Here is a 26997-nt window from a genome sequence, read left to right on the forward strand (position 1 = left end):
ATGCTGAAAATCAATTTTTCAAATCCTCAATTTTTTAAAATAAATAGTTTAAACAAGATGCAACCTGATTTTTCTCAGGTTTTTTACAGTAATTATTGGCAACTTTTGGTTTATGGCTTCAGAATCAGGAATAGAATTTTTCAAAAACCCTTCTTCCATATTCACCAAAGGCCTGTTTTTACAAAAAAAAGCTTAAATATCGTGAGCGAGACATTTACCCAGCTTAATTCCATTTCCTATGAAATTTCCAATTAATACAAAAACCCAGTTTTTGGGTTCTTTGTCACTACTCTTTCTGCTGGTTGCCTGTAAGGAAGAAGTGGTAACAGTAGCTCCCCCCATGCAGGTCAATGTGGTCAAAGCCATTCAAAATGATGTCCCGCTTTATGAAGAATTTGTCGCCCAAGTCTATGGTAAATCAGATGTGGATATCCGTGCCCGGGTAGAAGGATGGGTAACCTCAGTGAATTTCAAAGAAGGATCAGTCGTGAAAAAAGGAGACCTTCTTTATACCATTGATGATATCGAATACAAAAACAACCTTGATCGACAGGCGAGTGAAGTTACCCGTGCCCAAACCGAATTGGTCAGAGCTGAAAATGAGTTAAACCGGGTACGACCTCTGACTGAGATGAACGCCCTGAGTAAAAAAGATCTGGATAACGCGGTGGCTGAATACGAAGCAGCAAAAGCTCATGTTGCCTCCACCCAATCCACCCTGGAAAATGCCAAAATAGAATTGGGATATACACGGGTCACTTCTCCTTTCGAAGGAATTATCGGTATTTCCAATGTGAGAGTTGGTGATTATGTAAGTCGGGTTGGTGGGACTTCAGTGCTCACCACTATTTCTAGTGTTGACGGAGTTAGGGTTCGTTTTCAAATCAGCGAAAGAGAATATTTGAGAATTGCCCAACTTAGCCCAGAGGAACTTTCGAATGCAAGAAAAAGCGTTGAGTTGTTATTGGCAGATGGAACGGTATTTCCTGAAAAAGGTGAAATAGATTTTGCCAACCGTGAAATTGATCCCAAGACCGGAACCCTTACTATTGAGGCTTCCTTTCCAAATCCAAGCGGACTCCTTCGCCCGGGACTTTTTGTGAAAACAAGGGTTTTGCTTAAGACTGCATCTGCAGCGGTAATGATTCCACAACGTGCGGTATTCCAGCTCCAAAATCTAAATCAGGTATTTACAGTATCTGACTCCAGCACGCTGAAGGCAACCACCATAGAGGCCGGACAGAAAGTCGGAGACGCTTGGATCATCACAAGTGGGCTGAAACCGGGGGATCGTGTGGCGATAATAGGTTCGGCCGGCCTTACGGCAAATGCCAAAATCGAGGTAATTGAACAAGCCTGGACTCCAAAAGGCAACTAAACCGAATCTTTTTCCAATAATTTTCTCCTTAGCTATATGAGTGAGTTTTTCATTAGAAGGCCCATAGTCGCCATGGTGATCTCAATTTTGATGATCATTATGGGTCTGATTACCCTGGGCGGAATCCCGATATCCAAGTACCCGGACATCACCCCTCCGATGGTTCAGGTGACTACAACTTTCACAGGAGCAAATGCCGTCAACGTGGAGCAAGCCGTGGCTACTCCGATCGAACAGCAGGTAAACGGTGTAGAAGAGATGCTCTACATGAAGTCTATCAATGCCGCAGATGGATCACTGACACTTCAGGTTTCCTTCGAAGTGGGTACTGATCTGGACAACGCCAACATGCTGACCCAAAACCGGGTTTCACAGGCAAGTGCAAAAATGCCTACCGAGGTCAAAAACTTCGGGGTTACTACCAAAAAATCCCTGGTCTTTCCTTTGATGCTGGTTTCCTTGTCATCACCAAACCAAACCTATGACGCTTCCTTCCTCAATAATTACGCAAACATCAATATCGTCGATCAGCTCAAGCGGGTCAAAGGTGTCGGGGACGTAATCCTCTTCGGTGGCGCGGATTATTCAATGAGAATTTGGCTGGATCCTGATCAATTGACCAAGCTTAACCTGACAGTGAATGACGTTTCCAACGCTGTCAGAAAGCAAAATGCAATTGCTCCGGGTGGTAAATTCGGAGCTCCACCATCCCCGGCAGGTGTCGAATATACTTACACAGTTACGCTTCAGGAGCGATTGGTGACGGAAGAAGAATTCGGGAATATCATAGTCAAATCGGATGAAAAAGGATCTATTATCCGATTGAAGGACATCGGCAGGATCGAACTTGGCCTCGACAATTACAACTCTTCCAGCCGATTGAATTCCAAAGCAGCCTCCACCATCGTGGTCTATCAAATGCCCGGTTCCAATGCATTGGAAGTTGCCGAATCAATTCAGACTACCGTCGCTGACCTTCAAAAATACTTTCCTGAGGACCTGAGATACGATATTGCTCTTGATACTACGCGTGCAGTTTCCGTGGGTATTGAGGAAATCATCCACACTTTATTTGAGGCTGTTGCGCTCGTAATCATCGTGGTATTCCTGTTCCTTCAGGACTGGAGAGCGACGCTGATTCCTTTGCTTACTGTTCCGGTTTCCCTGATCGGTACCTTTATCATCTTCCCGATGTTGGGATTCTCGGTCAATGTGCTTTCTCTCTTGGGGCTAGTCCTCGCCATAGGTCTGGTCGTCGATGACGCGATTGTGGTCGTGGAAGCCGTAATGCACAACATTGAGCATGGCATGAAGCCCAAAGAAGCTACCCAAAAAGCCATGAAAGAAGTGGGTGGCCCGGTAGTTGCCATCGCCTTGATTCTCGCAGCAGTTTTCGTTCCAGTTGCCTTTGCTGGAGGAATCACCGGAAGGCTTTACCAGCAGTTTGCGATTACGATTGCGATTTCGGTATTGTTCTCTGCATTCAACGCATTGACGCTTAGTCCAGCGCTTTCAGCCATTATTTTGAAGCCCAAAAAAGAATCCAAAGGGCTGCTCCAGCGCTTCTTCAATGCCTTCAACCGTGGCTTTGATAAATTTACTTTAGGATACACCGGAATTGCCGGTGCAGTAGCCAAAAAGTCGATCCGATCACTGATCATTATCGGTTTTGTAACTGGAGGAGTTGTACTTCTTAACGGTGGAATCCCAAGCGGATTTGTCCCGGAGGAGGACGAAGGCTACTTCCTAATCAACGTGCAACTTCCTGATGCGGCTTCTTTGGAACGCTCAGATGAAGTGGCGAAAAAAGTAGAGGCAATTCTGGGAGAAAAAGAGGAAATCGAATTCTCTACCATGGTTTTGGGCTATAGCTTGCTTACCCAATCCTATTCTACCAGCAATGCCTTCGTGTTCGTTTCCCTGAAACCATGGGACGAGCGAACCAAAACTGCAAAACAGCTGATTCAGGAAGCTAATCAGGCATTTAGAGGAACTGTCACCGAAGCGTCTACTATTGCATTTGGTCCTCCTCCGATTGAAGGTCTTGGAACATCCGCAGGTTTTACAATGCAGCTTCAGGACCGCTCCGGAAATTCGCCACAATACCTGGACGAACAAACTCAGGCTTTTATAGCCGAAGCCAGAAAACGGCCAGAGATTGGGAGTATCTTTTCGCTTTACCGATCCAATGTCCCTCAGAAAAAAATCATCATCGATTTTGACAAAGTCGAAAAACTAGGCATTGATCTAAGCGAAGTGACCAGTACAATCTCTACCTATTTAGGAAGTGCCTATGTCAACGACTTCAACAGATTTGGCCGACAATACAAAGTCTTTGTCCAGGCCGAGGGCAAAAACCGATTAGAACCGGATGACCTTGCAAAATATTACGTCAGAAGCAAAGCCGGAGAAATCATCCCCCTCAGCACCATCACCACGGTAGAGGACAATGCAGGACCTTCTTATACCAACCGATTCAACATGTATCGCGCTGCGGAAATATCCGGAGCACCAAAGGAAGGATATAGCTCTGCCGCCGCACTCAAAGCACTGGAAGAAGTAGCTGCCGGCATGCCAAAAGAAATCGGGTATGCCTGGAGTAATATGTCCTATCAAGAAAAAGCTGCGGAAGGTACCGGAGGCACCATGTTCCTGATGGCCTTGATCTTCGTATTCCTGATTTTGGCCGCACAATATGAAAGTTGGACATTGCCTTTCTCAGTTTTGCTCGGAGTACCTGCAGCTATCTTGGGAGCATTCCTGGGACTTTGGCTGGGAGGGCTTTGGAGTGTCAGTTATGTTAACAACGTCTTTGCCCAAATCGGCCTTGTGATGTTGATCGGGTTGACTGCCAAAAACGCCATCCTGATCGTGGAATTTGCCAAAATGCTTCATGAGGAGCAAGGCAAAACATTATACGAAGCGGCAATGGAATCTGCCAAGCTCCGACTTCGTCCAATTCTGATGACTTCCTTTGCCTTTATGCTTGGTGTGGTTCCTTTGCTTACAGCAACTGGTGCCGGTGCCGAAGCAAGAAAAGTAATGGGTATGGCCGTATTCAGCGGAACTCTGATTGCAACAATTATTGGGGTAATCGTGGTCCCTGGCTTGTATGTGTTGATAGAAAGCATGGGGGGAAAGAAAAATAAACCCATCCCACCTGCATCTCCTGCTGTTTCACCTTCTGAACCGACTCATTGATATGAATAAGTTAATCATACCGATAATCATCCTGTTGGTTCTTTCCGGCTGTGCCGTTGGACCAAAATATTCCCGACCTGAAACCGTAGAAACGAAAACACCGGTGGGCTATGCTTTTGCTATTACTTCCGCAGACTCCATCACCAACCTGGAGTGGTGGGAAGTGTATCAAGACACCGCTTTGCAGTCACTGATTCGATATGCGCTGGATTCCAACCTCAACTTGCTTACAGCTGTTGCCCGGGTAGAGGAAGCTCAGGCCATTTTGGGTTACAACAAAGCCAACATGGGCCCGGCCTTTGGGGTAAGCGGGGCAGCACGGGCATCTGATTTTGGTGATCGGGCTTCCGAAGCTGGCGTAGCTTTTAATTCCAACGCCTATTCAGTCTTGGGAAATGTATCCTGGGAAATTGACATTTGGGGAAAACTGAGACATGCCAATCGGGCCGCCTACGCGGAATTATTGGCCACTGAGGAAAACCGCAAATCGATCTACATCAGCTTGGTCGCGCAGATTGCTGAGTTGTATTTTAATCTGAGAGGCCTGGATGAGCGGTACAAAATCACCCAACGAACCTATGAATCCCGACTGGAATACCTTCGTATCATCAATCTGAGATTCGAGCAAGGTGAGGTTTCTGAATTGGACAAACTGCAGGCCGAACAAATCGCCGCCGATGCCAAGGCCCAAATTTACAGTCTGGAAAGGGGAATCATTTTCGTGGAAAATGCCCTCAACATTCTCTCCGGAAAACCTTACTCCCCTATCGTAAGAGGCCTTCAAAACAACCAACAATCACTCCCATTGGAGATTCCGAGCGGACTTCCTTCCGAACTCCTCACCAGAAGACCAGATATCGTGGGTGCTGAGCAGCTGTTGGTAGCCCAAACTGAGCGGATTGGAATGGCTGTAGCTATGAGATTTCCCACCCTGAGTCTGACCGGATTTTTTGGTGTCGCCAGCCCGGATATTTCCAAACTCTTTGTACCCAATGCCGTCCTGGGATCAATCACAGGTCAATTGGCAGCTCCGGTTTTTCAGTTTGGACAAAATAAACGAAGGGTAGAAGCCGAACGCGCTAGAGCAAAGCAGTTTGCCTTCCAATACGAGCAGACTGTAATCGAAGCCTTTGCTGAAGTGGAAAACTCCCTAGCTGAGATTCGAACTTACACCAATGAATACGAGGCCCGAACCAAGCAAGTGGCAGCCACAGAGAAATCGCTGATGCTTTCCAAAGCGCTCTATGACAATGGCTATACGTCTTTCTTGCAGGTCTTGGATGCCGAACGCGAGTTGTATTACTCCGAATTTGAAAAATCTCTAGCGTTGGAATATCAGCTAACTTCTACCGTGAGGCTGTATAAAGCGCTTGGGGGTGGATGGTAAATTGAGTTGACCTAAGACGAAAGACCGGAGACAGAAGTAAGAGCCGAGGGAGAAATCCTTCGGCTCTTTTTTTTTATCGAAAATATCAAAAAATACCCAGTACTGGGTATTGTGGAGAGAAGGATTTAGGCCGTTATTGAGAAAGAAAGTTCACCCAAAAGAAACACAAATGCTGCCATTTCTGGCAAATAGGTGCACCAAAGGTGTATAAATAAACAAGTTAGCAGAAATACTAAAACTAAAAACAGATAAAAATTGTATTATAAAATTAAAACTCTCGTCGGCGTCCTGATAATTGGAGCAATTGGATCTCTCCTATACGATGTTCTTTTAAAAGACTTTTTCTTCTTTTTAGGGTCGATTTTCGTTAGTGTCGCCACCTTTATATATAGTGGATATGTCGATCATCTTTATAGCGATGTCGGAAAAGGCGGTTTATTCTTTCAAGTCTTGCCAGCGGTCCTTATTGTCACGATTATTTTATGCTCTCCATATTATTTTTATAACAAGATAAACCGAGTTTACGCTAAACAGGATAGCCCTGTATTAGAAACTGGTGGAAAATTTAACCCAATAACTTATTTGGTGCAAAGGAAGAAAAGGATGAATGTATTTATCAGTGTAATGGGAATACCAATAATTATTATATATTCTGATATGTTGATAAAAGAGGTATCGACTATAAAAGCATGTAGAAAAATTGAGAGGAATTTAGACATAATACGACCTCACATTGGAGAAAAAAATTATCATATTTTATACAGTGATTATAGACAAATAGACGGTAAATCCAAATTAATTGATCTCATAAATGATATAAATATTAAAGCCAAAAAAGCAGAAGTTGATTTACCGGAAATAAATTTACTTGGATTATAAGTACTTCTGCTAACAACGACTACACACAATCGGCTCGTTCAGAGTAATTGAACGATTCGTTTTTCATAACTTCGTTTCCATTAGCAGATAATTCTCATTTCCAGTCGACGCCGACTGTTGTGAGAGCCGCGAAACGTTGTAAGCAAGCTAAAAAATGAGCATCGTTGAAATTGACGAAACAGAAGTAAAAAATTTTCAGAATTTGCTCGAATTTCTGAAAAGGCTATCTCATGATGGGGTGACTCCTCTGATAGAAAAACAAGTGAAATCAATGCTCGGGTTTTCCTTGAAGTTCTTTTCGCATTTGGTCTTGGAAGACACCTTTCCCGAAATTTGCCGACTGACAATCAATAATAGAATTTTTGGAGAGAATAGACGTATTAACGAAATTAAGTATTTAAAGTATCCCCCTAATGAATTAGTCAAAAAATACGGACGTTGCAATCAACCGAATGAAAGTGTTTTATATGGCGCATTTGGTATAATGACTGTCTTAAATGAACTGAAGCCTCGAGTTGGTGACTTAATAACCAAAACGACTTGGCAACTGAAATCTGAACAAACGTTGAAATTTTGTCCTATTTTTAGAAATCAACCTGATGGAGACGTTATCAACCCACGGACGTTTGAGATAAATCAAGAGTTCGAAAAGTTGATAAGAGACTATCCTAAGAATATCAAGTCTCAAATTCTTGACCTAGCCAAATTCATTGCGGACTCATTTTCAAAAAGAATTACTTCAAATAATCATCTTGATTACGTTTTTAGCGCATACTTTGCTAGCAAGATATTTAATGAATTTGAAAATGGTTCAATTGAAGCTATCTACTACCCTAGTGTTCAGGACAAACTTTCTTTCGAGAATATTGCAATCAAACCATCATCATTTGATCAAAAATATGAACTAGTGGAAGTTAAGGAAAGTGTCATCACAGTTGATCCAAGAAATGGAAGCCGTGGCTATTTAATGGATGGACTGACAGAATGTAAATCATTCGACTTCGCTTCAGGCAGAATACTTTGGGACAGCAAAAAATTTTACCAATCAAAAGATAGATTAGAAAAATTGATAAGAGAATTTGAATTAAAATTAGAATAAAGCAGGTGCACAACAGCGTATATAACTTATGGCGGTGAAAGAGGTAAATTCAAGCTTTGAGCATTTAAGTAAGTTTGTTGTAAACCGACAACCGACAAGAAAGTGCTTCGAAAACCGTCACAAGTCATATACACAAAACGTTAAAAACCATCAGAAAAAGTATATTTTAAACCCAAAAAAGAGCTGAAGTTCATCCCTTCAGCTCTTTTTCATTTTCATTAATTCCTAATCTTAAGCCGTCTCCAAGGTCTTCTTCGACTTTCGATAGAGATGATCACTTAGAATATTCCTTCTGGCAAAGCGGTAAGCATTGTCGGCATTGGTAAACCTATTAGGGAATATCTCCAGCTCCAATACTTGATACTTGTTTAATTTTGCAATAAATCATAAAATTTTGCAAACCCAAAAAAGGCGCTTATTTCTCTGACAACCAATATTTTAAGCTACATTTAATTAAATTTTTCAATAAAACTAAATCTTAACGAAAATGAAATTAACACTTATAAGTTTAGCTGTCTTTTTGGTTTCAGGTTTATCCTTTTTGACCCAAAACCGATTTGAAGTGGTCAACTTAACAGATCAATCAAACGATACCCTCAACATCCAGGAAGTCCTTGACGCACACAATTCCCTCCGGGAAGAAGTTAGTGTGCCGCCATTGGTTTGGTCGGAGGATTTGGCTAAAGAAGCCCAGAAGTGGGCCAAAAAGGTCGCGAAAATGAACGAAGAGGAAGCTTGGGTTTTGGAGCATTCCGGATCCGGGTTTGGTGAAAACATTGCGGGTGGATATATCACCGGCGATACTCCTGCCCAGAGAGTGAAGTTGGGTTGGGGCGAAGAAGAAAAAGTGAATTTCGACACCAATACCAGAAAATGCCTCCCCGGAACTACCTGCGGCCATTACACGCAGATCGTCTGGAGAAATACAACAAAAGTCGGATGTGGAATGGCTGTAAATCCCAATGGTAAATACATTCTGGTTTGCAATTATGATCCTCCTGGAAATTTCAACAATGAACCTGCTTATTGAAATTACCTTTCAAAAAATTATACAACAGGGTTCACAGACCAGATAAGCTTTAAGTCACAAAGGGTGTAGTTGGGCTACATCCTTTTTTTTAATCAGTTTCAAAAGCCCTCCATATCCCTTTCAATAGCATTTGACTAAGAATTGAACTCATGCCTTGAATTTCTTACTTTTCCCAAATTCCACTCTGCCAGAGACCCGATTTTGCGAAACCTAAAAACTCAAAACCTATGAACAGAGAAGAACTGTGGCAAGAAGAAATCCATAGCCTACAATCCATTATTGAGAAAGCAGGACTAGAGTCAGCCATCAAATGGGGCATAAAAGTCTACACCTACAAAGGGAAAAACGTGGTCGCTGCTTTGGGATTCAAAAACTACTTCAGCCTCTGGTTTTACAACGGGGTGTTTCTGTCAGATCCTTATCAGAAACTAGTCAATGCTCAGGATGGGGTGACCAAAGCCCTAAGGCATTGGCGATTTCAGGATTCCGGGGAAATAGAAGAAGGAAAAATCCTGGAGTACATCCGCGAGGCGATCAGAAATGAGGAATTGGGCAAAGTCTGGAAGCCTGAAAAATCCGGAGAATTGGTCATTCCTGAATTCTTTCAGCAAAAGTTGGATGAAGTCGAAGAATTGAATGCCGCCTTTGAAGCCCTGTCGCCATTTAAGAAAAAGGAATTCATCGAATACTTGGAATCCGCCAAGCGCGAGGCAACCCAAATCGCCCGCATGGAAAAGATCATTCCCATGATTTTGGAAGGAATTGGGCTGAATGATAAGTATCGGTGACTAGAATTAGATGATCAGAAATTAAATGGTTGACCTATTGATTTTGAGTTGAATAGGTATAATAACTTCCGAAGTTGCACAAGATTGAAAATCCTGACTTCTGTTTACTTTTCCACAAACCAACCCCGTCTATGAGAATCCTTGCTTTTGCATTTTGCTTATTTCTTTCCATTGGGATTAAAGCCCAAACACCGAACCGTGACCAGTTGGAAGCCTTGACCGAAAAGCAGTGGCAGCCTGCCATTGCCCTGCTCTCTGAAATCGTCTCCATGCCCAATGACGCCGTCAATCCCGAGGATATCGAAGTCAATATCAAATGGTGCGAACAGGTATTTGGGGCCAGAGGATGGAGCCAAGAACGCTTGGATACAGGTGGAATTCCACTTCTCCTTGTGGAGAAAAAACAGCCCAATGCCGCCAAAACCGCACTTTTTTACTTCCATGTGGATGGGCAAGCAGTAGACATCAGCAAATGGGATCAGCCGGATGCCTATGTTCCTGTCCTGAAAACACAAAACACTTCGGGAAAATGGGAACCGATTCCCATGGAAAGGCTGAAATCAGAATATAACCCCGAATGGAGGATTTTTGCGAGGTCAAGTTCGGATGACAAAGGTCCAATCGCGATGTTTATTGCGGCTTTGGATGCACTGAATGAGGCCGGTATGGCACCGGATTACCATATCAAAGTCATTTTGGATTTTGAGGAAGAGCAGGGTTCCCCAAGACTTCCGGCAGCTGTGATACAATACAAGGAAAAACTGCAAGCTGACCTGATGTTAATCATGGACGGTCCCCGCCATACCAGCAATGAACCGACGCTCAGTTATGGTGCGCGGGGAATTGCTGATCTGACACTCACCACCTATGGACCAAAAGTACCCCAACACAGTGGCCATTATGGGAATTATTCCCCAAATCCAGCCCTACTTTTAGCTCAGCTTTTGGCTTCCATGAAGGATACAGAGGGACGGGTGGTGATTCCCGGATTTTATGATGGGATCAGTTTTTCGGATGCAGAGCGGGAAATTTTCTCGAAAGTCCCTGACGATGAACCTGCGGTGCAAAAGCGTTTGGGAATTGGGCGTACGGACCAAGTGGGCAAATCCTACCAGGAAAGCATCAATTACCCATCTTTGAATATCCGCGGGATGAATTCAGGATATACCGGTGCACAGGCCACGACGATAATCCCAGCCACTGCGGTGGCGGAACTGGATATCCGGCTGGTTCCTGAATCTGACCCAAATCGCCTTTTTGGATTGATTGAAGCTCATATAAAAGCTCAGGGATTTCACATTGTGAGCAAAGATCCGACGGATGAGGAGCGGATGAACTTTCCCAAAATCGTCAAGATGGAAAAGTCAATTTCTTACCAGGCTTTTCGCACACCGATGGATTCTGAAGCCGGAGTTTGGTTGAGAAAAGCCATGTACCGAGCTTTTGGGAAAGATCCTGTTCAGATCAGAATTGCCGGAGGTTCGATTCCGATTTCTCCGTTTGTGGATGCGTTGGGAATTCCGGCAGTTGCGATCCCAACAGTCAACGCCGACAACAACCAGCACAGTCCCAACGAAAACCTGAGATTGGGCAATTACAAGGAGGGAATTTTGACGATTATGAGTGTGCTGAGCGAGCCGATTTATTAAGGTTCCACAGTAGGCAGGATTTCCGATTTCGGATTTCGGATTTCGGTCACTTCAGCGTTCGATATTCAACATTCGATGTTCGGAGTTAATCCGGATTCCCTGAATTTCGGATTTGGGAGTTCGGATTTCGGATTTCAGTCACCTCAGCGTTCGATATTCAACATTCGATGTTCGATATTTTTTGAATGTTGAAAAGTTTTAAAGCCCGAAAATGGAAAGGTGTCCAATGTCCAATGTCCAATGTCCAATGTCCAATGTCCAACAACTTCTATAGCCTCGTACTTCGTAACTCGTAAATCAAAAATTCTACTCATTCCTTCTCCTCTCCCGAAAACAACACCAATCTCAGCGTGCCGTAGTCGTATTTCCCTCCGAAATGTTCAAAGTAGGGTTTGAGCGAATCAAACTTTCCAGCCAAAGGTTGAATCTCTCGAATGGCCTCATCCGACACGAGTTGCTCCAGTTTGAGTGTACCTGATTTTACTCCAGCTCCCAAATGTCCCATGATGGTCGTCAGCGCATACTCCCTTTCTGTGGCGATTTCCTGCGGACTTTTTCCTTCGAGAAACATCTGGACGCTGAGCAAGCTTGAGCTCCCCTTCTTCTCCTTTGGCGCTTTTGTCTTTTTTTCAACAGATTTTTTCCTCCCGGTTTTGGTGCTTGCTTTGGCTTTTTCAGGGAGGCTTTCCCGAAGTTTATCCAGGATAGATTTCCTTTTTTGAGCAATCTGCTGCTCCAGATCCGGCATTTTCCCGGTGATCTCTCCTTTGGAGATGGCCTGGATCAAGCGCCCGGACCTGGCAATGTCCAAGTATTTACGAAGCAGTTCCAATTCGAGTTCCTCGAGACCGTTTTGGTAGGTTTTGATTCGGGAGAAGTCCTCCACTTTTGCCTGATGAAGCATCAGCTTTTCCAAAATACCCTGGAGAAAATTGAGATAATATCCGGTTCCTTTTTCTACTCTTTCGAGAAGTTTTTGCTCTTGGTTTTGCTGAAGCAGCACCAGAAGTTGTGTCCTAAACTTCCGTGTATTTTCCCCCTCTGCTTCCAAGGACTGATAGATGTCTGGAAGGTCCTTTCTCAGGTTTTCATCTTCAAACTCCAGGCTGCTGTCCTGATCTTTGTCAAACTGGCTGATGGATTTGATCAGACTTTCAAATTCAAAAGTTTCCTGAATGAGCCGGTTGAGATAGTTTACCTGATTTTGAGAAAGAAGTTCACTCAAGTCCAATTGAAGGCCCGCTCCTTTGGTGAAATCAACCACCTTGGGATCTGAATAAATCACTTCAGGCTGAACCCGAGTACGGAGAATCAAGCCATCCAAGGTCCTCAATCTGCTAAGAGCCACATAAACCTGCCCCGGCGCAAAAGCCTGCCCCACATCGATGATAGCCCGGTCAAAAGTCAAGCCTTGGCTTTTGTGAACCGTCACAGCCCAAGCCAGCTTAATGGGATATTGGGTAAAAGTCCCTATCACTTCCCCTTCCAGCTCTTTGGTATCGGGATTGATTCGGTATTTTTTGTTTTCCCAAAGCTCTTTTCGAAGGACAAATTCCACTTGGGAATCGTCCAGTTCCACGATGACCTCCTCCTTTTCCAATTTGGTAACAGTGGCAAGTTTACCGTTGAAATAGGAAGAATTTCCCGAGGAATCGTTTTTGATAAACATGACCCGCGCCCCGACTTTCAGTTCTATGGATTTGGGAAGCGGAAAAAGTGTCTCCGGAAATTCCCGATCCACTTCAGCCTCAAAGAAGAAAGAAGGACTGTCAAGCCCCCGAAGTTCTCTCAGGTTCAATTCGTCGGCCTTGTAATTATGGGTGGTCAGGGTGATGGTTGGCGGCAAATCCCGGATTTCATCCAGCGTTTTAAAATGTTGATTAAGGATTCTCACATCCTCCGGAGTAGCGCGGTTGTCCCTCAGATTGTTCAATATCCGAATAAAAACATCATCGCTTTGCCGAAAGATTTTGTCCAACTCGAGGTAGACCATCCCGGAGTTTTGAAGCGCTTTTGCCTCAAAAAAATGCATGGAATTGTAAAAGCGGTTCAGGACGGCCCATTCCTGATCTTTGACCACTGGAGGCAGCTGATACAAATCACCGATCAAAAGCACTTGAATTCCCCCAAAGGGAACCTTGTAATTTCGCTTGACACTCCTCATCCGATAATCAATCGCATCCAGAATGTCCGCTCGCAGCATACTGACTTCGTCGATCACCAGCAGGTCTATGGCTTTGAGTACATTCCTTCGAAGCTGATTTAAGGGATGTTTTCGAGCCAGTGTCTGCTGTGTAAAAAAGCCAAACTGATCGGTAAAATTCCCTTCTGCTTCCCGAGTAGGAAGAAATGATCCAAAAGGCAACAGAAATTGAGAATGAATCGTCACTCCTCGCGCATTGAGGGCAGCGATTCCGGTCGGGGCTACGATGACAAACTGCTTGTGGGTGAGCCTGCTGAGGTCCCTCAAAAAAGTGGTTTTCCCCGTTCCTGCCTTACCTGTCAAAAAAATCGGAGCTCCTGTGTTGTTGATAAACTTCGCCGCCAGCTCCAATCGGTCGGTCGATTGATTTTCCATTCAACTAAATTAAATTCTTTACAGGTAAAGCCAATCTTGTAACCGTTAAAAATGACCTGACATTTGAATGCGAATTCTTAAATTTCAAATCTCAAACCTCAAATTTCCTTTCATGTACATCCATCCGAAAAACACCTGGGAAAACGAACCTGAAATCATTGAATTCATCAAGAAGAATGCATTTGCAACACTGGTAAGCCAGGTTGAGGGCAAACCTTGGGCGACTCATATCCCTTTTGTCCTGGATCAGGATGGGGAGGGAAATCCTATCTTGAGCGGACATGTGGCTAGAGCCAATCCCCAGTGGAGGTCCATTCCCGACCAGCAAGAGGTGTTGGTTATTTTTCAGGGTCCACATGCATACATTTCCTCCTCCTGGTACAATCATGAAAATGTGCCTACCTGGAATTACCTTGCTGTGCATGTCTATGGGAAAATCAGGTTTATCGAAGGCGAAGAGCTGATGCATCACCTGAAATCACTTGTGAATACCTATGAAACTGGCCGACCAAACCGGGTAAGTGTCGAAACCATGTCTGAAGCCTATGTGCAAAGTCAGGTAAGAGCATTGGTTGGATTCGAAGTGAAAATCGAAGAAGTAAAGGCAAGCGCGAAGCTTTCCCAAAACAGGGATGATGTCAACTACCAGAATATTGTCAAAAAGCTGGACGAAAGTCCGTTTCCATTGGATAAGGAGATAGCGGAGGAGATGAGAAAAATTAGACCCCTTTAAAGGAAAAAGAGCCCCTATTTGGGGCTCTTTCATTTATGGGAGATTATGCAATTAGAATCCTGAAACGTTCAATCTGGCTCCCGTTAAAACTTTCCCGGAAAGAGAAGCAGTTGAGGTAGCGGAGCTCATGATTGCAGACTTGATCTGGGTAGCCGTTGCGCCTGGATTCGATGAAGCATACAATGCTGCCGCTCCCGATACGTGAGGAGTAGCCATTGAAGTCCCATTGTAGCTCGCATAGCCAGAACCTATGGTTGCATTTTTACCTTTTCCAACGGAAATAGGAACGGTAGACCAAATGGCAGAACCAGGTGCTCCAATATCCACAGTAGTTACTCCATATTGGGAGAATGAGGACAAAGCTCCGCTGTTGGTGATCGAAGCCACTGCGATGATATTGGCTGAAGTATATCCGGATGGGTAGCTGCTGGGTGATGTGTCGTTGTTGGTACCGGAATTACCTGCTGCAGCAATAAAAAGAATTCCGGCTGCACCTGCTCTATCGATGGCATCTTTCAGACCCTGTGAAAATCCTCCTCCACCCCAAGAGTTATTGGTTGCCACGATATTCAACCCGTGACGGGTTTTCAAATCCGTAAAATAATCCACAGCCTTGATCGCATTGGCCAAGGTACCTCCTCTGGTACCAAGAAACTTAGCTCCAATCAATTTCACATTCCAAACCACTCCGGCTACGCCCTTGCCGTTTCCGCCTGCACCACCGATCGTACCGGCCACATGGGTACCGTGGTCGTCGCCTGTTCCGTCAAAAACACTGTTGTTTCTTCCATCGAAATCCCAACCATAGGCATCATCCCGGTATCCATTTCCATCATCATCTACACCATTGCCGGCAATCTCCCCTGGATTTACTCCGGCATTCGCAGCTAGGTCCTCATGGGTGTACATGTAGCCTTCGTCGATGATTCCGATGTAAACAGTAGAAGAACCCAGTTTATTGGCAGCCCAAGCCTCATTGGCTCGAGAACCATTTTGGTTTCCACCGGCAGACATTCCCCAAAGTGAACCATTGGTGAAATAGGGGTCATTGGAAGTTGCGTAATGGTGGTAAATCCAGTTAGGCTCTGCATACTCGATTTCGGGCATTTTTTTAAGTCGCTCGATGGCTTCCATGGTTCCAAGCTTGGATTCAACAAGAAGCAAATCTCCTGAATCTTCCCCTTTTCGGGCATTTGCCAATTCCATAGAACTGGTTTTGATTTCTTCCACTATGCTTGCCTGGATCATGTTGAGAATATCCTGAGATAATCGGGACCCTTTGTTTGCCGACTTGTACTTGATCAAAAGTTGGCCCGGAACAAAACTTTGTTCAAACAATTGTTCAGTGGCATCTCCAGCCACCACATCATCCTCGATGATAGTTTCTCCACAGGATGCTGCCAAACCCAATAGGGCTGAAAAGGACAGCAAAGAATAAATTTTTCTCATAAGGCTAAATTGGTTAAGGTTCTTTATAAAATTTAAGCTATCCAAAGTTCAAATCCTATTGATGGCATTTCTTTTCAAGGCAGTCACAACTCATTCATATTTAAGCTTTTGATTTTTGGAGGTCTTATTCAATAAATCAAAAAGGAATTACTAATTGATTATTCATTTTCAACTTTCATATGCTTGTCTTGGCGTAAAACCAGGGACAATTTTTCTTAACTTTTGCCATTCATTTAAACTCATTTTTATCATGACAAAAGAGGAAATAAAAGCCAATGCAAGTGAAGCACTTGCCGATGCCAAATCAAAAATCCAGGAACTGGATGCAAAAAAAGACAGCATCTCAGCAGAACTCAGAAGTGAGTTTCAGGAAAAAATGGATGCCATAAAGGCAAAAAAAGATGCACTTGAAGCGAAAATAGATGGACTTGAGGATGACGCCGAGGAAAAGTGGGAGGAAATAAAAGAAATTCTCGGGGATTCCCTCAAGTCCTTCAAGGAGGGTTTTGCAAACCTTGGAAGATTATTTGATTAAAGTAAAAAAGCCGGTCTTCGGCTTTTTTACTTTTCAGAGGACTTGAGAATTTCCTTTGCGGCTCCACCTGGTACAATCTGCATGATCCCCTCTTTTGTGCTTTTCCAAAACAGGTGAAAAGGCCCACGATACCGGTTGCGCTGGGTACTATAATCTACAGTCATGTATCTTTTCTCACCAGGCATATTCGAAGTATTGATTGCAATATTGGCCGCAATGGAAAGAAGCTTGTTTTTCTTCTGAGAATCTTTTTGGTAAAGCTCAATTTTCAAATCTGTGTAGTCAAATCTGAACTTATTCGTTGATTTCATCTGATCAGCATGAATCTTCAGATTCATTTTGGCCAAATTCCCTGTTAAGATCTCTCCGTTCATGATAGGGTTCAATATCTCATTCAGCTTTGGCAAATTGAAATTAGAAAAGTTGGCATCCATTACAAACTCATCCTTGTCGTAAAGCACTTGCAAAGTCAAATCCAAAATTCCGCTGTTTTCAATTTTTCCAGTAAACTTTCCGCCAAAATGAAGATACTTGGTCTGAAGCTCGGGAATCGTTGTGATATTGACCAATTCACCGTTTAAATGGTCAAAGCTGAGCTTCCAGATGTCATTTGTTCCCGGAACTGATTCCGAATAGGTTATTGCACTATTGGTGACTTGAAGTGTATCGAGTTTGAGTGGAAATGAAATTTTGTTTACCATCCCCTGAAACAAAGGCTTGATTTCTTCTTCGGGTCGCGAGAGGTTTTTGTCACGAAAATCATCCAAAATCAGACCGGCAATTTCAAGTTTTCTGGCTCTGATATCTATGTCGGAAAACAGGTTACTGTTGGCTTCCAATCCGGAAAAAACCAGGGAATCCAATTCAAAATCAATTAAATCGGTTTGGAACTCCACTTGAGTTGAAGCTTTTCTAAGCCCTTCAGGATATTTCAAAGAAATGCTTTCCAATTTCAGCTGCTGGGTTTGGGTATCAAATCCGATTTTTCCGACATTAAATTGCTGGCCATTGGCCATTTTGTAATCCATACTGTCTATCGAAATGAAAATTCTGCCGTAGTCAAACGGAATAGGATAATTCCATTTCAAAGAATCTGTTCTGAGTTCGGTAGCAACAATATTAAAATTGCTCAAAGTCCCGACCTGTTCTTCGCCCAAAACAATCCGTGCACTGGCATTCCCCAGTTCAAAGTTTTCAATTCCCCCCCTTGACAGGATATCTCCAAAAAAACCCTGAAGCGCTTGGCTAGCTCTTTCTTTTTTGGGATTCTCTAGGGGAATGTGGATTACAAACTCAGGATTTGAAAACTTCAATTCTTTGATATCAACTTCCCGATTGAGATATAGCTTTCGCAAATTAAGTTTATTCAAAAAAACCTGAGAAACATGCCCTTGCACAAATACCCCTTCCTGGTCTCCAGCGGGTGAAATATGTACGTCTGAAATTAGAATAACGCGCTGAAAGAAGTCAAAATCAAATTTTTCAAAGCTGAAATTGTATTTTCGATCGGGCTTTGAATTAATGATACTTTCTAGATTTTGATTGACCCAATTATTTCCCCAATACACTCCAATGCTCGCCAAAACCATTAGAATGACGAAACATATTCCTAAAATTTTTAAAACTTTCATTGGGATTTCTTTTCGAATTTGAAAAAGGAGACAAAAACTTCACAATCAGAACACTAAATATGCCCAATTTCCAATTGGCATAACTTGATATTTTTCATTCTCAGGAATGCAGGACAAGAGTCGAGCCGATTTAAAGAAACAACCAATTACAAACAATTTCTTTTCCCTTCGTCAAAATTGGGTACGTGGGTAAATCACATTTTAATACATTTGGGAATGAAGCAATTTTTCATTGTCTGGATTGCAAGTTGTATCCTTGCTTTCCCAATTTCAGCACAAGAGATCAAAATCTTAACATATAATATTCTCCACGGTGAACGGGCAGATCAGCCTTCTAGCCCAAATTTAGCGGATGTTGCAAATTTATTGGTTCAAATTCAACCTGAAGTCATTGCTCTGCAAGAGGTTGACAGCATGACAGTAAGGTCTTCTGTTGTAAATGGAGAACCCATAGATTATGTCTACAAATTAAGCCAGGAAACAGGATATAGAGGTTACTTTGGAAAGGCCATGGTATATGACGGAGGTGGCTATGGTGAAGGGCTTTTGGTAAAAAAAGGCTCCAATTACCATACAATTAAACTCCCAAATCCTGCAGGAGGAGAGACCCGGGCCATAGCTTGGGTCAAAGCAGAACTCAAATCCCTGGATGAATTCTATTTTGGAGCAACCCATCTCTGCCATGAATTTGAGGCAAACCGAATTGCCCAACTTGATTCCATTATTTCTTATGCTGACTCCTTGAACAAACCTGTGATTTGGGTTGGAGATCTTAATTTCACCCCGGATTCTCCGGAATACGCAAGTATTCCGGAGCATTGGAAAGAGGCTGGGGCAGTGGCTGGGGATCTCCAAAACACCTACGGAACAGCACAGTCAGGGGCCAGGATTGACTATATTTGGTATGATTCACGGAAGTTGGAGCTGGTGGAATACAAAGTTTTAACCGACATCACCTTTTCAGACCATTATCCTGTCTGGGCAGTGCTCAGACTGAAAAAAGAAAACCCAGAATGAAAAAATCTACCTTAATTCTTCCTATTGCAATCCTTTTGTCTTTGGTGGTGTTTGGCTTCCAAGGATCAAAAGATGAAGCTGCCAAGACCAAATGGATCCAGCTTTTCAATGGAAAAGACCTGAAAGATTGGACTCCAAAAATTCGGACTCATGAATTGGGTGACAATTATGCAAATACTTTCCGGGTGGCAGACGGAATGATGCAAGTCCGTTACGACGGCTACACACAATTTGACAAACAATACGGACACATTTTTTACAAAAAGCCTTTCTCCTATTACTTGCTCCAGGTCGAATACCGCTTTGTGGGTGAGCAATGTCCGGGAGGAGAAGGATGGGCTTTGCGAAACAGCGGTGCGATGCTGCATTCCCAAGATCCAAAGACGATGTTGAAAGATCAGGATTTCCCGATTTCGATTGAGGCTCAATTCCTAGGTGGAAACGGGAAAGATCCCCGCACCACCTGCAACCTATGTACTCCCGGAACCAATGTGGTGATGGCTGACACCCTTTTCACCCCTCATTGCATCACTTCCAAATCCCAGACCTATCATGGTGACCAATGGGTTCAGGCGAATTTCATTGTCTTAGGAGATGAGGAAGTTTACCATCTAGTGGGAACAGATACAGTATTCAGTTACTTCAAGCCACAGATCGGCGGGGGAAGTGTGAATCCTGTGGACCCTGCAGTGAAAATAGACGGCAAGCTCCTGAAAGAAGGATACATTTCCCTTCAGAGCGAAAGCCATCCCATCGATTTCAGACGAGTAGCATTAGTGGATTTGTATGGAATAAAAGACAACCCCAAAAAGCTAAAGGAAGCGGTGCATCAGGCATTAACCGAAAATTAAAAATAAAGGGAGGCTAACACCTCCCTTTATTTTTATACTCTCACTTTGGTATTTCCACCCCCTTCGAGGGTTATCGGCACCGGTTTATTGGTTTTCCAGTTTCCGCCAGTAAAATCAGGCACATCAATCGAATTGGATCTGTTGGCCACTGACCACTCACTTAGCGGAGTGATACAACTCCAAAGCGCCGCATCATACACATCCTGATCCAAAGGAAGTCCATTTCTCAGGCAATCGATCAATCTCCAATCCATCATAAAGTCCATGCCTCCATGTCCACCAATCTGCTTGGCAAGTTCACCGACTTTCTGAACGATCTCCGGAGTGTACTTGGTCTGAAGGTCTTTCATTTCTTCCTCTTTCATCCAGCTGTGGCCTTTGGCTACTTTTTGGTCAGGATATTTTTGAGCATAGCCTTCTGAACCGCTGACCACGTGCAATCGGGAATAAGGACGCGGTGAAGTCACATCATGCTGAATCATGATGGTTTTTCCATGTTTGGTCTTTACCACCGTGGTATTCATGTTGCCACGATAGGATTTGGAAGCAAATGAACCAAAGAATGGATCCTTATCGGCAAGTTCTTCAGCCTTGGCTTTCATCTGAAAATCATTGGATGACATAGAAGTGAGGTATTCCATCTGATCCCCTCTGTTGATATTCAAGATCTGACAAATAGGCCCCAAACCGTGAGTGGGATAAAGGTTGCCGTTTCTGTAGTTTTCCTTCAGTCTCCACATATCTTGGTAACCGCCTTCCTTTTGGAAATTGTGGGCCAATAAATCATGAATATAGGCTCCCTCCACGTGAAGTACTTCGCCAAAAAATCCCTCGCGGGCCATTTTCAAAGTCATCAGTTCAAAGAAATCATAGCAACAGTTTTCCAGTTGCATGCAGTGTTTTTTGGTACGCTCTGAAGTCTCCACCAATTGCCAGCATTCCTCCAATGTGCGTGCAGCGGGAACTTCCACAGCGGCATGCTTGCCGGATTCCATGGCATAAACGGCCATTGGTACGTGCCAATCCCAAGGGGTGGCTATGTAGATCAAATCCAGGTCCTGACGCTCACACATTTTTTTCCAAGCGTAAACACTGCCTGAATAGAGTTCGGGATTGTGGGGAGTACCTTCGAGAGACTTCTTTGCTTTTTCGGCACGCTCCGGAAGCAAATCGCAAAGCGCTTTAATTTCGACTCCTTCGATTTTGCTCAACCGTGTCACTGCACCCGGACCTCTCTGTCCCAAGCCCACTATTCCGACCCGGACGGTTTCTATTTTTGGTGCAGCAAAACCACACATATTGAAGGATTGGATTCTGGATGCTCCATATTTTGCCTCAAGAGGCAAGGTCTTGAATTCTCCTGCGAGTACGCTTCCTGCTCCGAAAAGGCCTAAACCAGCCAGTCCGGTGGATTTCAAAAATTCTCTTCTACGATTCATAATAATTCCTGCTTTTTTTGGGTTTGCTTCGGCTATTTAATAAAAAAATAAATGAAGTCCGTCTTTTAGGCCAGAAAGCCTAAAAAAAAACCGGAAGCATTTGCCTCCGGTCTTTCCCTCAATTTGAAAGCACTATCAATTATCCATTTCCTTTTATTTGGGTCGTCTTTTCTTTGACTGCTGTGTTGATTCCCAAAATTCCGTAAAGCGGGCAGGAATTGACCAAACTGGTCAAAACCATTATTGTAGCTACTACCAGTCCTACAATACCCCAAGTCCCGGTGAGCGTTTCGGAAAAATATAAGCTGACCAAGATGACCGCAATTATCAACCGAATTGATTTATCGATACTTCCTATGTTCTTTTTCATGATGTCCTGAATTGTTGTGGCTATTAAAAATCCTTACTGACACAGGTAAAGCTAATCCCAACAAAACAGTCTGACTATGACAAAAGTCACAGAACGATCTGATTTTCAGAAGGAAGAAAAATAGGATGTCATCACCCTTTCAGCGGCCTTTCCCTGAGGGGTAAAGTCTGGTTCCCTTTCGTGCCTTTCGGGATACCACTTCCAAAAAAACACCCCAGCCATCCAATCTTTTTTCCAGGCTGTTTCAAAAAATGCTTCATAGCAAAGTGCCTGAACTTCCTCGGAAAACTGGATTTCTTTGCGCTCATTGGGCCAAACCCAAGGCTCGACAGCTGCATCGACCGTATTGCAATAACCGATTTCTGTGAAAATCACAGGCTTCTTATACTTTCTGACCACCTTTTCGATTTTTGGAAGGTGGTTTTCCCAAGAGGATTTCAGTTCGTCCAACTCGGGATTATGGTCTTCGGCAAGGGGGAAATAGGCCTGGATTCCCACATAATCCAAGGCATCCCAAAATTTTACTTTCTCGAATTCTGTGAAATTGGCTGCATAAACCAGTTTTCCGGAATAGACTTCCCGGATTGCGGCGATGACTTCCCTCCATTCCTTTTCTCGCTGAGAAGTTTTCTCCAACTCAGTTCCGACGCACAGCATGGGCATTTTTAGTTCCTCAGCTAAACGAGCATAATCCAGAATGAAGGCCTTGTAATTTCCAAACCAAGTCTTCCAATCCTGTTCGTTAAGCATTTCGATCTCCCCTACCCAGCCTTCACGAACCCACAGGTGTGGCTTTAGCATGTTCATCATCCCATGCTGAGCCGAGGAATCCAATGTGGCCCGGATTCCAGCGGGAGTCTCCCCCCACCAGCGGCGCTCATTGCTCATGTCCCAACGGATTTCAGGCGCGTTTTTTCCACTTTGCCAGCCAAAAGGAGTCTGGGACATTGCATTAGCACCTGTTGATTTCAAGGCCAGGATTTCTCCACCCTGAAGCGGTTGACGGCTACCCACCCAACAGACGCCTTTCCACTTTTCCTCAGTTGTGATCAGGGTCTCTGCCGGAATGAAAAACCAAATGAAAAAACTCAAAAGGATCAAACCCACGGAACTGAAAAGATACTTGCTGAACCAGGGCTTCATCAGATTTTGGAGATTCTAAAAGTCTTTGGAAATAGGCTCTACCCGGATGTTTTCGAGATTGATTTCGGAGAGCTTCTCCAATTTACCGGAAATGTACAGCTCTTGCATCTTTTCGACTGGAGTATTTTTGTCCTCTGGCTTGAGATTCAGATAGTTTTGAAAGCGGATCCCTCCGATCTCTTCCACTCCACTGACTTCTCTCATGCGTATTCCTCCCCCATCAGTATGATAACTGTAGGCCATGAAGTCCATCAGGAAATCCTCCTTGCCAAACCAATAGATAAATTCGTCCTCATAATGCTCTCCTCCACCCTCTGGTTGAAAAGTCACCTTGATTTGGTGATATTTTTCGCCCTTTATCTCGGTTTCTCCAAGGTAGGTTTTGATTGCGGCAGCGTCATTGAGTCCATAGGGAAGGAAAGCAAAATAGGCTACTGAATTCACAGACCGTGAAAAAGCCCCTATCCGCTCCTCGGTCAAGGTGTCGATTTTTGCCCCGTTTACAGTGCGGACAAAACCAGAATTATTCAATACATCTTTGACAGTTCCGGTGGAATCACTGAATTCCCGGATATATTCAAATGCAGTTGAGGTTTTGTAAATCGTGTAATGGATTTTCCTGAAATCAAATTCGATTTTGGAGCTTTCAAACGCTTCACCTCCGTGTGCTTCAATCGCAGCATCAACGATTTTTTGAGCTTCGGTTCGTTGATCGCAGGAAGTAAAAATCGCCGCTAAGGCAATCAAAAATCCGTATTTGTGTAAGTTCATCCGAAAGCAGTTCATCTATTTTTCAAATTCAATTTCATATTCTAAGTAAACGTATTCTGCCCTAAGGAACAGCTTCTCCCCTTTTTCGTTCACTCTCCAACTTTCTCTTTTGCCATGAAGTCTGAATCCCTCCACTTCCTCAAAACCCAGGTTGTAAACTAGGCTGCGGTGATCTTTAAGCTGGATTTCATTTGCAACCATTTCAGCCGTTTCCGGATCGAAATAATACCACCAGATATCTGAATCGGGACCATAATCCACCCGGATGACTTCAACCAATTTTCCGTTTTCGAGTGTTTTTTGGCCCTCGTAGATCAGCTTTGCTTCCTCATCCAACAGTTTCCAAGGCTGGGCGACCGCATAAAAAGCCGCATCGAAATCTTTCTTTTTGGAAGCCAGAAATCCTGCATTTTGCACCTCATTTTCCCCCATGAAATAGTGCATCTGGGTTCCGTCCCAGGTCGCTACATGAGAAATGCTGTCTTTGGTCCAGGTGATCTTTCCTTCGAAATAGGGTTTGAAACGAAACTCGTGCCATTGATCCAACTCACTTTCGACAGAACCGTCCTCATTGAGCAATTTGGTGACTTTCCGAAATTTGAGACTGCTGATTTCATCCCATCCTTCCTCATCTCCATGAGCAGCAATGGATTTTTCCAATAGCTCTCGGGCTTGTTTTTCTGGACTTTTTCCGCAGGAAAACTGAAGGACTAAACCAAGGAAAACCAGGTAACGAAGGATGGGTCTCATGGGGTTAAATTAGGTTTTCTTTTTGGCAGAAAGTAATCCAAATAAATTCCAGCGAGGACTAAGCAATACTCGATCAGAAGAAACAATTGGTTTTCTACCACAATTTCATTTCCATAGGCTCGATAAGAAAAAATAGCTGCAAAAGTCCAAATCAAGAACGTATTCCGTCCGGTCAATAGGCTCAAACCAAAAGCCGGAATCAGGTACCAAGGATGGACTACAGGCTGTAAAATCAGATAAATGAGATAGATCAAAACCCACAGATCCACCAATTCAGTGAGGGTTTGGGGTTTCTTTTTCCAGGAGAAAAAGGCAATCGCAACCATTGTTACTAAGGAAAGAATTTTTGTCAGCACACCAATGGTGTTGTATCCCTGAATCCAAAAACCAACTTCCCGAAGCAGGTAATAAACTGAGGCATTAAATTCGAATTTACCCTGATAGAGCATCAGACTTTGGAAGAAATTCATCGATGCCGTATTGAAGATCAGCCAGAAGAAACTAATTATCACTGCCACCAAAGCTCCAAACCATAATAAGGTATTCTTTTTAGTTTCGGGATGAAAGATAAAAGCCGGCAATAGTATCAATGGCAAAAGCTTCATCCCGATTGCAAGTCCCCAAAAGCTTCCAGCAGTAGAGTGTTGTTTGTTTTTCAAAGCCAACACGGTCGCCAAAAGCAAGAGTAAAACCAGCCCTTCGAAATGAAGATTTCCAGTGACTTCCAAGATCACCAAAGGATTGAGCCAATAGAGCCAGAGCAGTTTTTGAGAAAGTTGGAAGGATTTCAATAATTTCAGAAAAAGCATGAAAACTCCGATTTCCCCCAAAATCAACAGGAGTCGCAAACTGATAATCCCATTGGCGATAAGCCCGTTGGAGGCTTTGGCTGCCATCCAAAAAATTCCCTGGTTCAAAGGCGGGTATACTGAATAGTAATCCGGTGAATTGAGAAAGGGAAAAAGCTGATCTAGCATCGCCGAAGACTCCAAGGGATGCTTTTCAAGAAACTCAGCAGGAGTTTCGGAATAGGGATTTTCACCAAGCCGAAGCACTTCCCCATCCCATAGAAATCTCGCATAATCCTCCGACCACTGCGGAATCGCCAAAAAAAGAGAAAATCTGAGCAAAAGCCCTGCGATGAAAATGAAAAACCAGGGAGTCTCTTCTTTGGCAAGTGCAAAAACCAAAAACATCAACCCAAACAACAGCACAAAAAGTCCTAGGGTGGATTGAAAATCTGTCCTTGGAACCAAGTTTCCAAGAAAATAAATGCCTGCGAGCATCAGCAGGACCAACAATGCCTGAACGGCATACATCATCGTCTTATTCAAAGCCCCAGGTCCTTTCGCAGCGGTTCAAACACTTTTTCATTCTGATTCCAATAATCGAGCATTTTCAGGGTTGTTCGGGTGGCGGTGGTGACTTCTTGTTTTCCATCGGCTTTGGTCCAGATTTCCTCAAATGCAATGATTTCATAAGGGAAAAAATTCTGGTAGCGTACGATAAGCTTGCGGCCAATTTCAGAGTAAACCACTTCGATTTCGGATTGGTTGGAACCGATGTCCTTTTTGGAAATTGTGGCGGATTCAGGTTTCAAAGGAATATGGGCAAACCGCTGAAAAATCAGGCTTGGAACCAACCGAAGATTCCCCATTGGCACCAATTCTGGATTTAGCCGGATCAGGTTGAAAATCTCCTCCTCGGCTGGTGCATCGAGTTTTGTTTCCGAATCTCCCTCAGATTCAAAATAGGAAAACTGCTTTGCTGTATATTTTCCGCTTTTGAAATTAAGTTGGGTAAAGGACTGCCCGCACCATTCGGTCACAGAAGCGACAATTTTGGGTGACCAAACTTCTTCATAAACCGGTGTAAACACCGAAACCATGGTATGATAAGGATAGACTCCAGTGATAAATTCCCGTGTCATGTTTAGCTTGAGAACCTTTTGGGCATCTGATCGGCGGTCTTCAGGATTGTCCAGCTTGACCTGTTTGGATTTGGAAAAATCCTCCGTCACAAAAATCATTACTGCCTTGCCCGGACGGACTTCCCCATATCTGCTTTGCTGCAGGTCAAAGACATTGATTTCCGCGTTTCCCTGATACCAATACTTGGCAAATTGCTCCTCTTCCACTCCTTCCCGACCTGAAGAATTGCAGGAAGAAAGGAAAACCAAGAGTAGGAGAAGAGAGATTAGGTGATATGGAATTCGGAATTCGGATTTCGGGTTTCGGATATTTTCGGCTGAATGATTCATCTACTATTCTAAAATAATGCTCAAATATAGGCCTTACATTCTTCCAACTGAGACTGAAC

General features: G+C 43.7%; 22 protein-coding genes. 12 read left to right on the plus strand and 10 right to left on the minus strand.

The genetic code is table 11. The features are described from left to right. The first annotated feature begins 238 nt into the window (after window positions 1-238). The 8 genes from B0E43_RS14535 to B0E43_RS14570 all read left to right on the plus strand — a co-directional run bounded on the left by B0E43_RS14535 (window position 239) and on the right by B0E43_RS14570 (window position 11411). Window positions 239-1378 (plus strand): efflux RND transporter periplasmic adaptor subunit, encoded by a 1140-nt coding sequence (locus B0E43_RS14535; RefSeq protein ID WP_077350949.1) that lies wholly within the window; start codon window positions 239-241, stop codon window positions 1376-1378. A 36-nt stretch (window positions 1379-1414) separates the two neighbouring features. Next, window positions 1415-4579: an efflux RND transporter permease subunit gene (locus B0E43_RS14540; RefSeq protein ID WP_077350951.1), complete on the plus strand. Its 3165-nt coding sequence runs from the start codon at window positions 1415-1417 to the stop codon at window positions 4577-4579. Between the two features lies 1 nt (window position 4580). Beyond that, window positions 4581-5966, plus strand: coding sequence for an efflux transporter outer membrane subunit (locus tag B0E43_RS14545; protein WP_077350953.1), 1386 nt, complete (start codon window positions 4581-4583; stop codon window positions 5964-5966). 255 nt (window positions 5967-6221) lie between these two features. Continuing rightward, a complete protein-coding gene (locus B0E43_RS14550) occupies window positions 6222-6845 on the plus strand; it encodes a hypothetical protein (RefSeq protein WP_077350955.1) in 624 nt (207 codons plus the stop codon). Between the two features lie 154 nt (window positions 6846-6999). Beyond that, window positions 7000-7944 (plus strand): hypothetical protein, encoded by a 945-nt coding sequence (locus B0E43_RS14555; RefSeq protein WP_077350957.1) that lies wholly within the window; start codon window positions 7000-7002, stop codon window positions 7942-7944. 487 nt (window positions 7945-8431) lie between these two features. Beyond that, the gene (locus B0E43_RS14560; protein ID WP_077350959.1) at window positions 8432-8974 is read left to right on the plus strand and encodes a CAP domain-containing protein; all 543 of its coding nucleotides are present in this window, start codon (window positions 8432-8434) and stop codon (window positions 8972-8974) included. A 227-nt stretch (window positions 8975-9201) separates the two neighbouring features. After that, window positions 9202-9762 carry a YdeI family protein gene (locus tag B0E43_RS14565; RefSeq protein WP_077350961.1) on the plus strand — a complete coding sequence of 187 codons (561 nt, stop codon included), beginning with the start codon at window positions 9202-9204 and terminating at the stop codon, window positions 9760-9762. A gap of 131 nt (window positions 9763-9893) precedes the next feature. Then, window positions 9894-11411 carry a M20/M25/M40 family metallo-hydrolase gene (locus B0E43_RS14570; protein ID WP_077350963.1) on the plus strand — a complete coding sequence of 506 codons (1518 nt, stop codon included), beginning with the start codon at window positions 9894-9896 and terminating at the stop codon, window positions 11409-11411. A gap of 310 nt (window positions 11412-11721) precedes the next feature. Here B0E43_RS14570 and B0E43_RS14575 read toward each other — a convergent pair whose 3' ends face one another. Beyond that, on the minus strand, window positions 11722-13989 hold the full coding sequence (locus B0E43_RS14575; protein WP_077350965.1) for a helix-turn-helix domain-containing protein: 2268 nt from the start codon (window positions 13987-13989) through the stop codon (window positions 11722-11724). A gap of 112 nt (window positions 13990-14101) precedes the next feature. Between B0E43_RS14575 and B0E43_RS14580 the strand changes: the two genes are divergently transcribed. Beyond that, window positions 14102-14722 carry an FMN-binding negative transcriptional regulator gene (locus B0E43_RS14580; RefSeq protein WP_077351087.1) on the plus strand — a complete coding sequence of 207 codons (621 nt, stop codon included), beginning with the start codon at window positions 14102-14104 and terminating at the stop codon, window positions 14720-14722. 51 nt (window positions 14723-14773) lie between these two features. On the opposite strand, the gene B0E43_RS14585 is transcribed toward B0E43_RS14580, so the two are convergent. Then, window positions 14774-16171, minus strand: a complete 1398-nt coding sequence (locus tag B0E43_RS14585) for a S8 family peptidase (RefSeq protein ID WP_077350967.1) — start codon at window positions 16169-16171, stop codon at window positions 14774-14776. A gap of 250 nt (window positions 16172-16421) precedes the next feature. On the opposite strand from B0E43_RS14585, the gene B0E43_RS14590 reads away from it, so the two are divergent. Next, a complete protein-coding gene (locus tag B0E43_RS14590; protein WP_077350969.1) occupies window positions 16422-16706 on the plus strand; it encodes a hypothetical protein in 285 nt (94 codons plus the stop codon). A gap of 26 nt (window positions 16707-16732) precedes the next feature. On the opposite strand, the gene B0E43_RS14595 is transcribed toward B0E43_RS14590, so the two are convergent. Then, the gene (locus B0E43_RS14595; protein WP_077350971.1) at window positions 16733-18337 is read right to left on the minus strand and encodes a DUF748 domain-containing protein; all 1605 of its coding nucleotides are present in this window, start codon (window positions 18335-18337) and stop codon (window positions 16733-16735) included. Window positions 18338-18553: 216 nt separating this feature from the next. Between B0E43_RS14595 and B0E43_RS14600 the strand changes: the two genes are divergently transcribed. Next, window positions 18554-19354 carry an endonuclease/exonuclease/phosphatase family protein gene (locus B0E43_RS14600; protein ID WP_077350973.1) on the plus strand — a complete coding sequence of 267 codons (801 nt, stop codon included), beginning with the start codon at window positions 18554-18556 and terminating at the stop codon, window positions 19352-19354. Further along, window positions 19351-20205 (plus strand): DUF1080 domain-containing protein, encoded by an 855-nt coding sequence (locus B0E43_RS14605; protein WP_077350975.1) that lies wholly within the window; start codon window positions 19351-19353, stop codon window positions 20203-20205. The genes B0E43_RS14600 and B0E43_RS14605 overlap by 4 nt, the downstream gene beginning before the upstream one ends. A 32-nt stretch (window positions 20206-20237) precedes the next feature. Here the strand turns inward: B0E43_RS14605 and B0E43_RS14610 are convergent, their stop codons facing one another. From B0E43_RS14610 to B0E43_RS14640, 7 genes are all read right to left on the minus strand, one after another. After that, window positions 20238-21647, minus strand: a complete 1410-nt coding sequence (locus B0E43_RS14610) for a Gfo/Idh/MocA family protein (protein ID WP_077350977.1) — start codon at window positions 21645-21647, stop codon at window positions 20238-20240. Window positions 21648-21783: 136 nt separating this feature from the next. Next, the gene (locus tag B0E43_RS14615; protein ID WP_077350979.1) at window positions 21784-22014 is read right to left on the minus strand and encodes a DUF2892 domain-containing protein; all 231 of its coding nucleotides are present in this window, start codon (window positions 22012-22014) and stop codon (window positions 21784-21786) included. A 105-nt stretch (window positions 22015-22119) separates the two neighbouring features. After that, window positions 22120-23157, minus strand: a complete 1038-nt coding sequence (locus B0E43_RS14620; RefSeq protein WP_254423436.1) for a hypothetical protein — start codon at window positions 23155-23157, stop codon at window positions 22120-22122. Window positions 23158-23172: 15 nt separating this feature from the next. Continuing rightward, window positions 23173-23928, minus strand: a complete 756-nt coding sequence (locus B0E43_RS14625; protein ID WP_077351091.1) for a DUF6503 family protein — start codon at window positions 23926-23928, stop codon at window positions 23173-23175. 15 nt (window positions 23929-23943) lie between these two features. After that, window positions 23944-24678 (minus strand): hypothetical protein, encoded by a 735-nt coding sequence (locus tag B0E43_RS14630; protein ID WP_077350981.1) that lies wholly within the window; start codon window positions 24676-24678, stop codon window positions 23944-23946. Further along, window positions 24675-26012: a glycosyltransferase 87 family protein gene (locus B0E43_RS14635; RefSeq protein ID WP_139352778.1), complete on the minus strand. Its 1338-nt coding sequence runs from the start codon at window positions 26010-26012 to the stop codon at window positions 24675-24677. Before B0E43_RS14635 ends, B0E43_RS14630 begins: the two co-directional genes overlap by 4 nt. Next, a complete protein-coding gene (locus B0E43_RS14640; protein WP_254423437.1) occupies window positions 26009-26938 on the minus strand; it encodes a hypothetical protein in 930 nt (309 codons plus the stop codon). Before B0E43_RS14640 ends, B0E43_RS14635 begins: the two co-directional genes overlap by 4 nt. Window positions 26939-26997: the final 59 nt, after the last annotated feature.

The sequence above is a fragment of the Algoriphagus sp. A40 genome, from assembly GCF_002002735.1.
Lineage (GTDB): Bacteria > Bacteroidota > Bacteroidia > Cytophagales > Cyclobacteriaceae > Algoriphagus.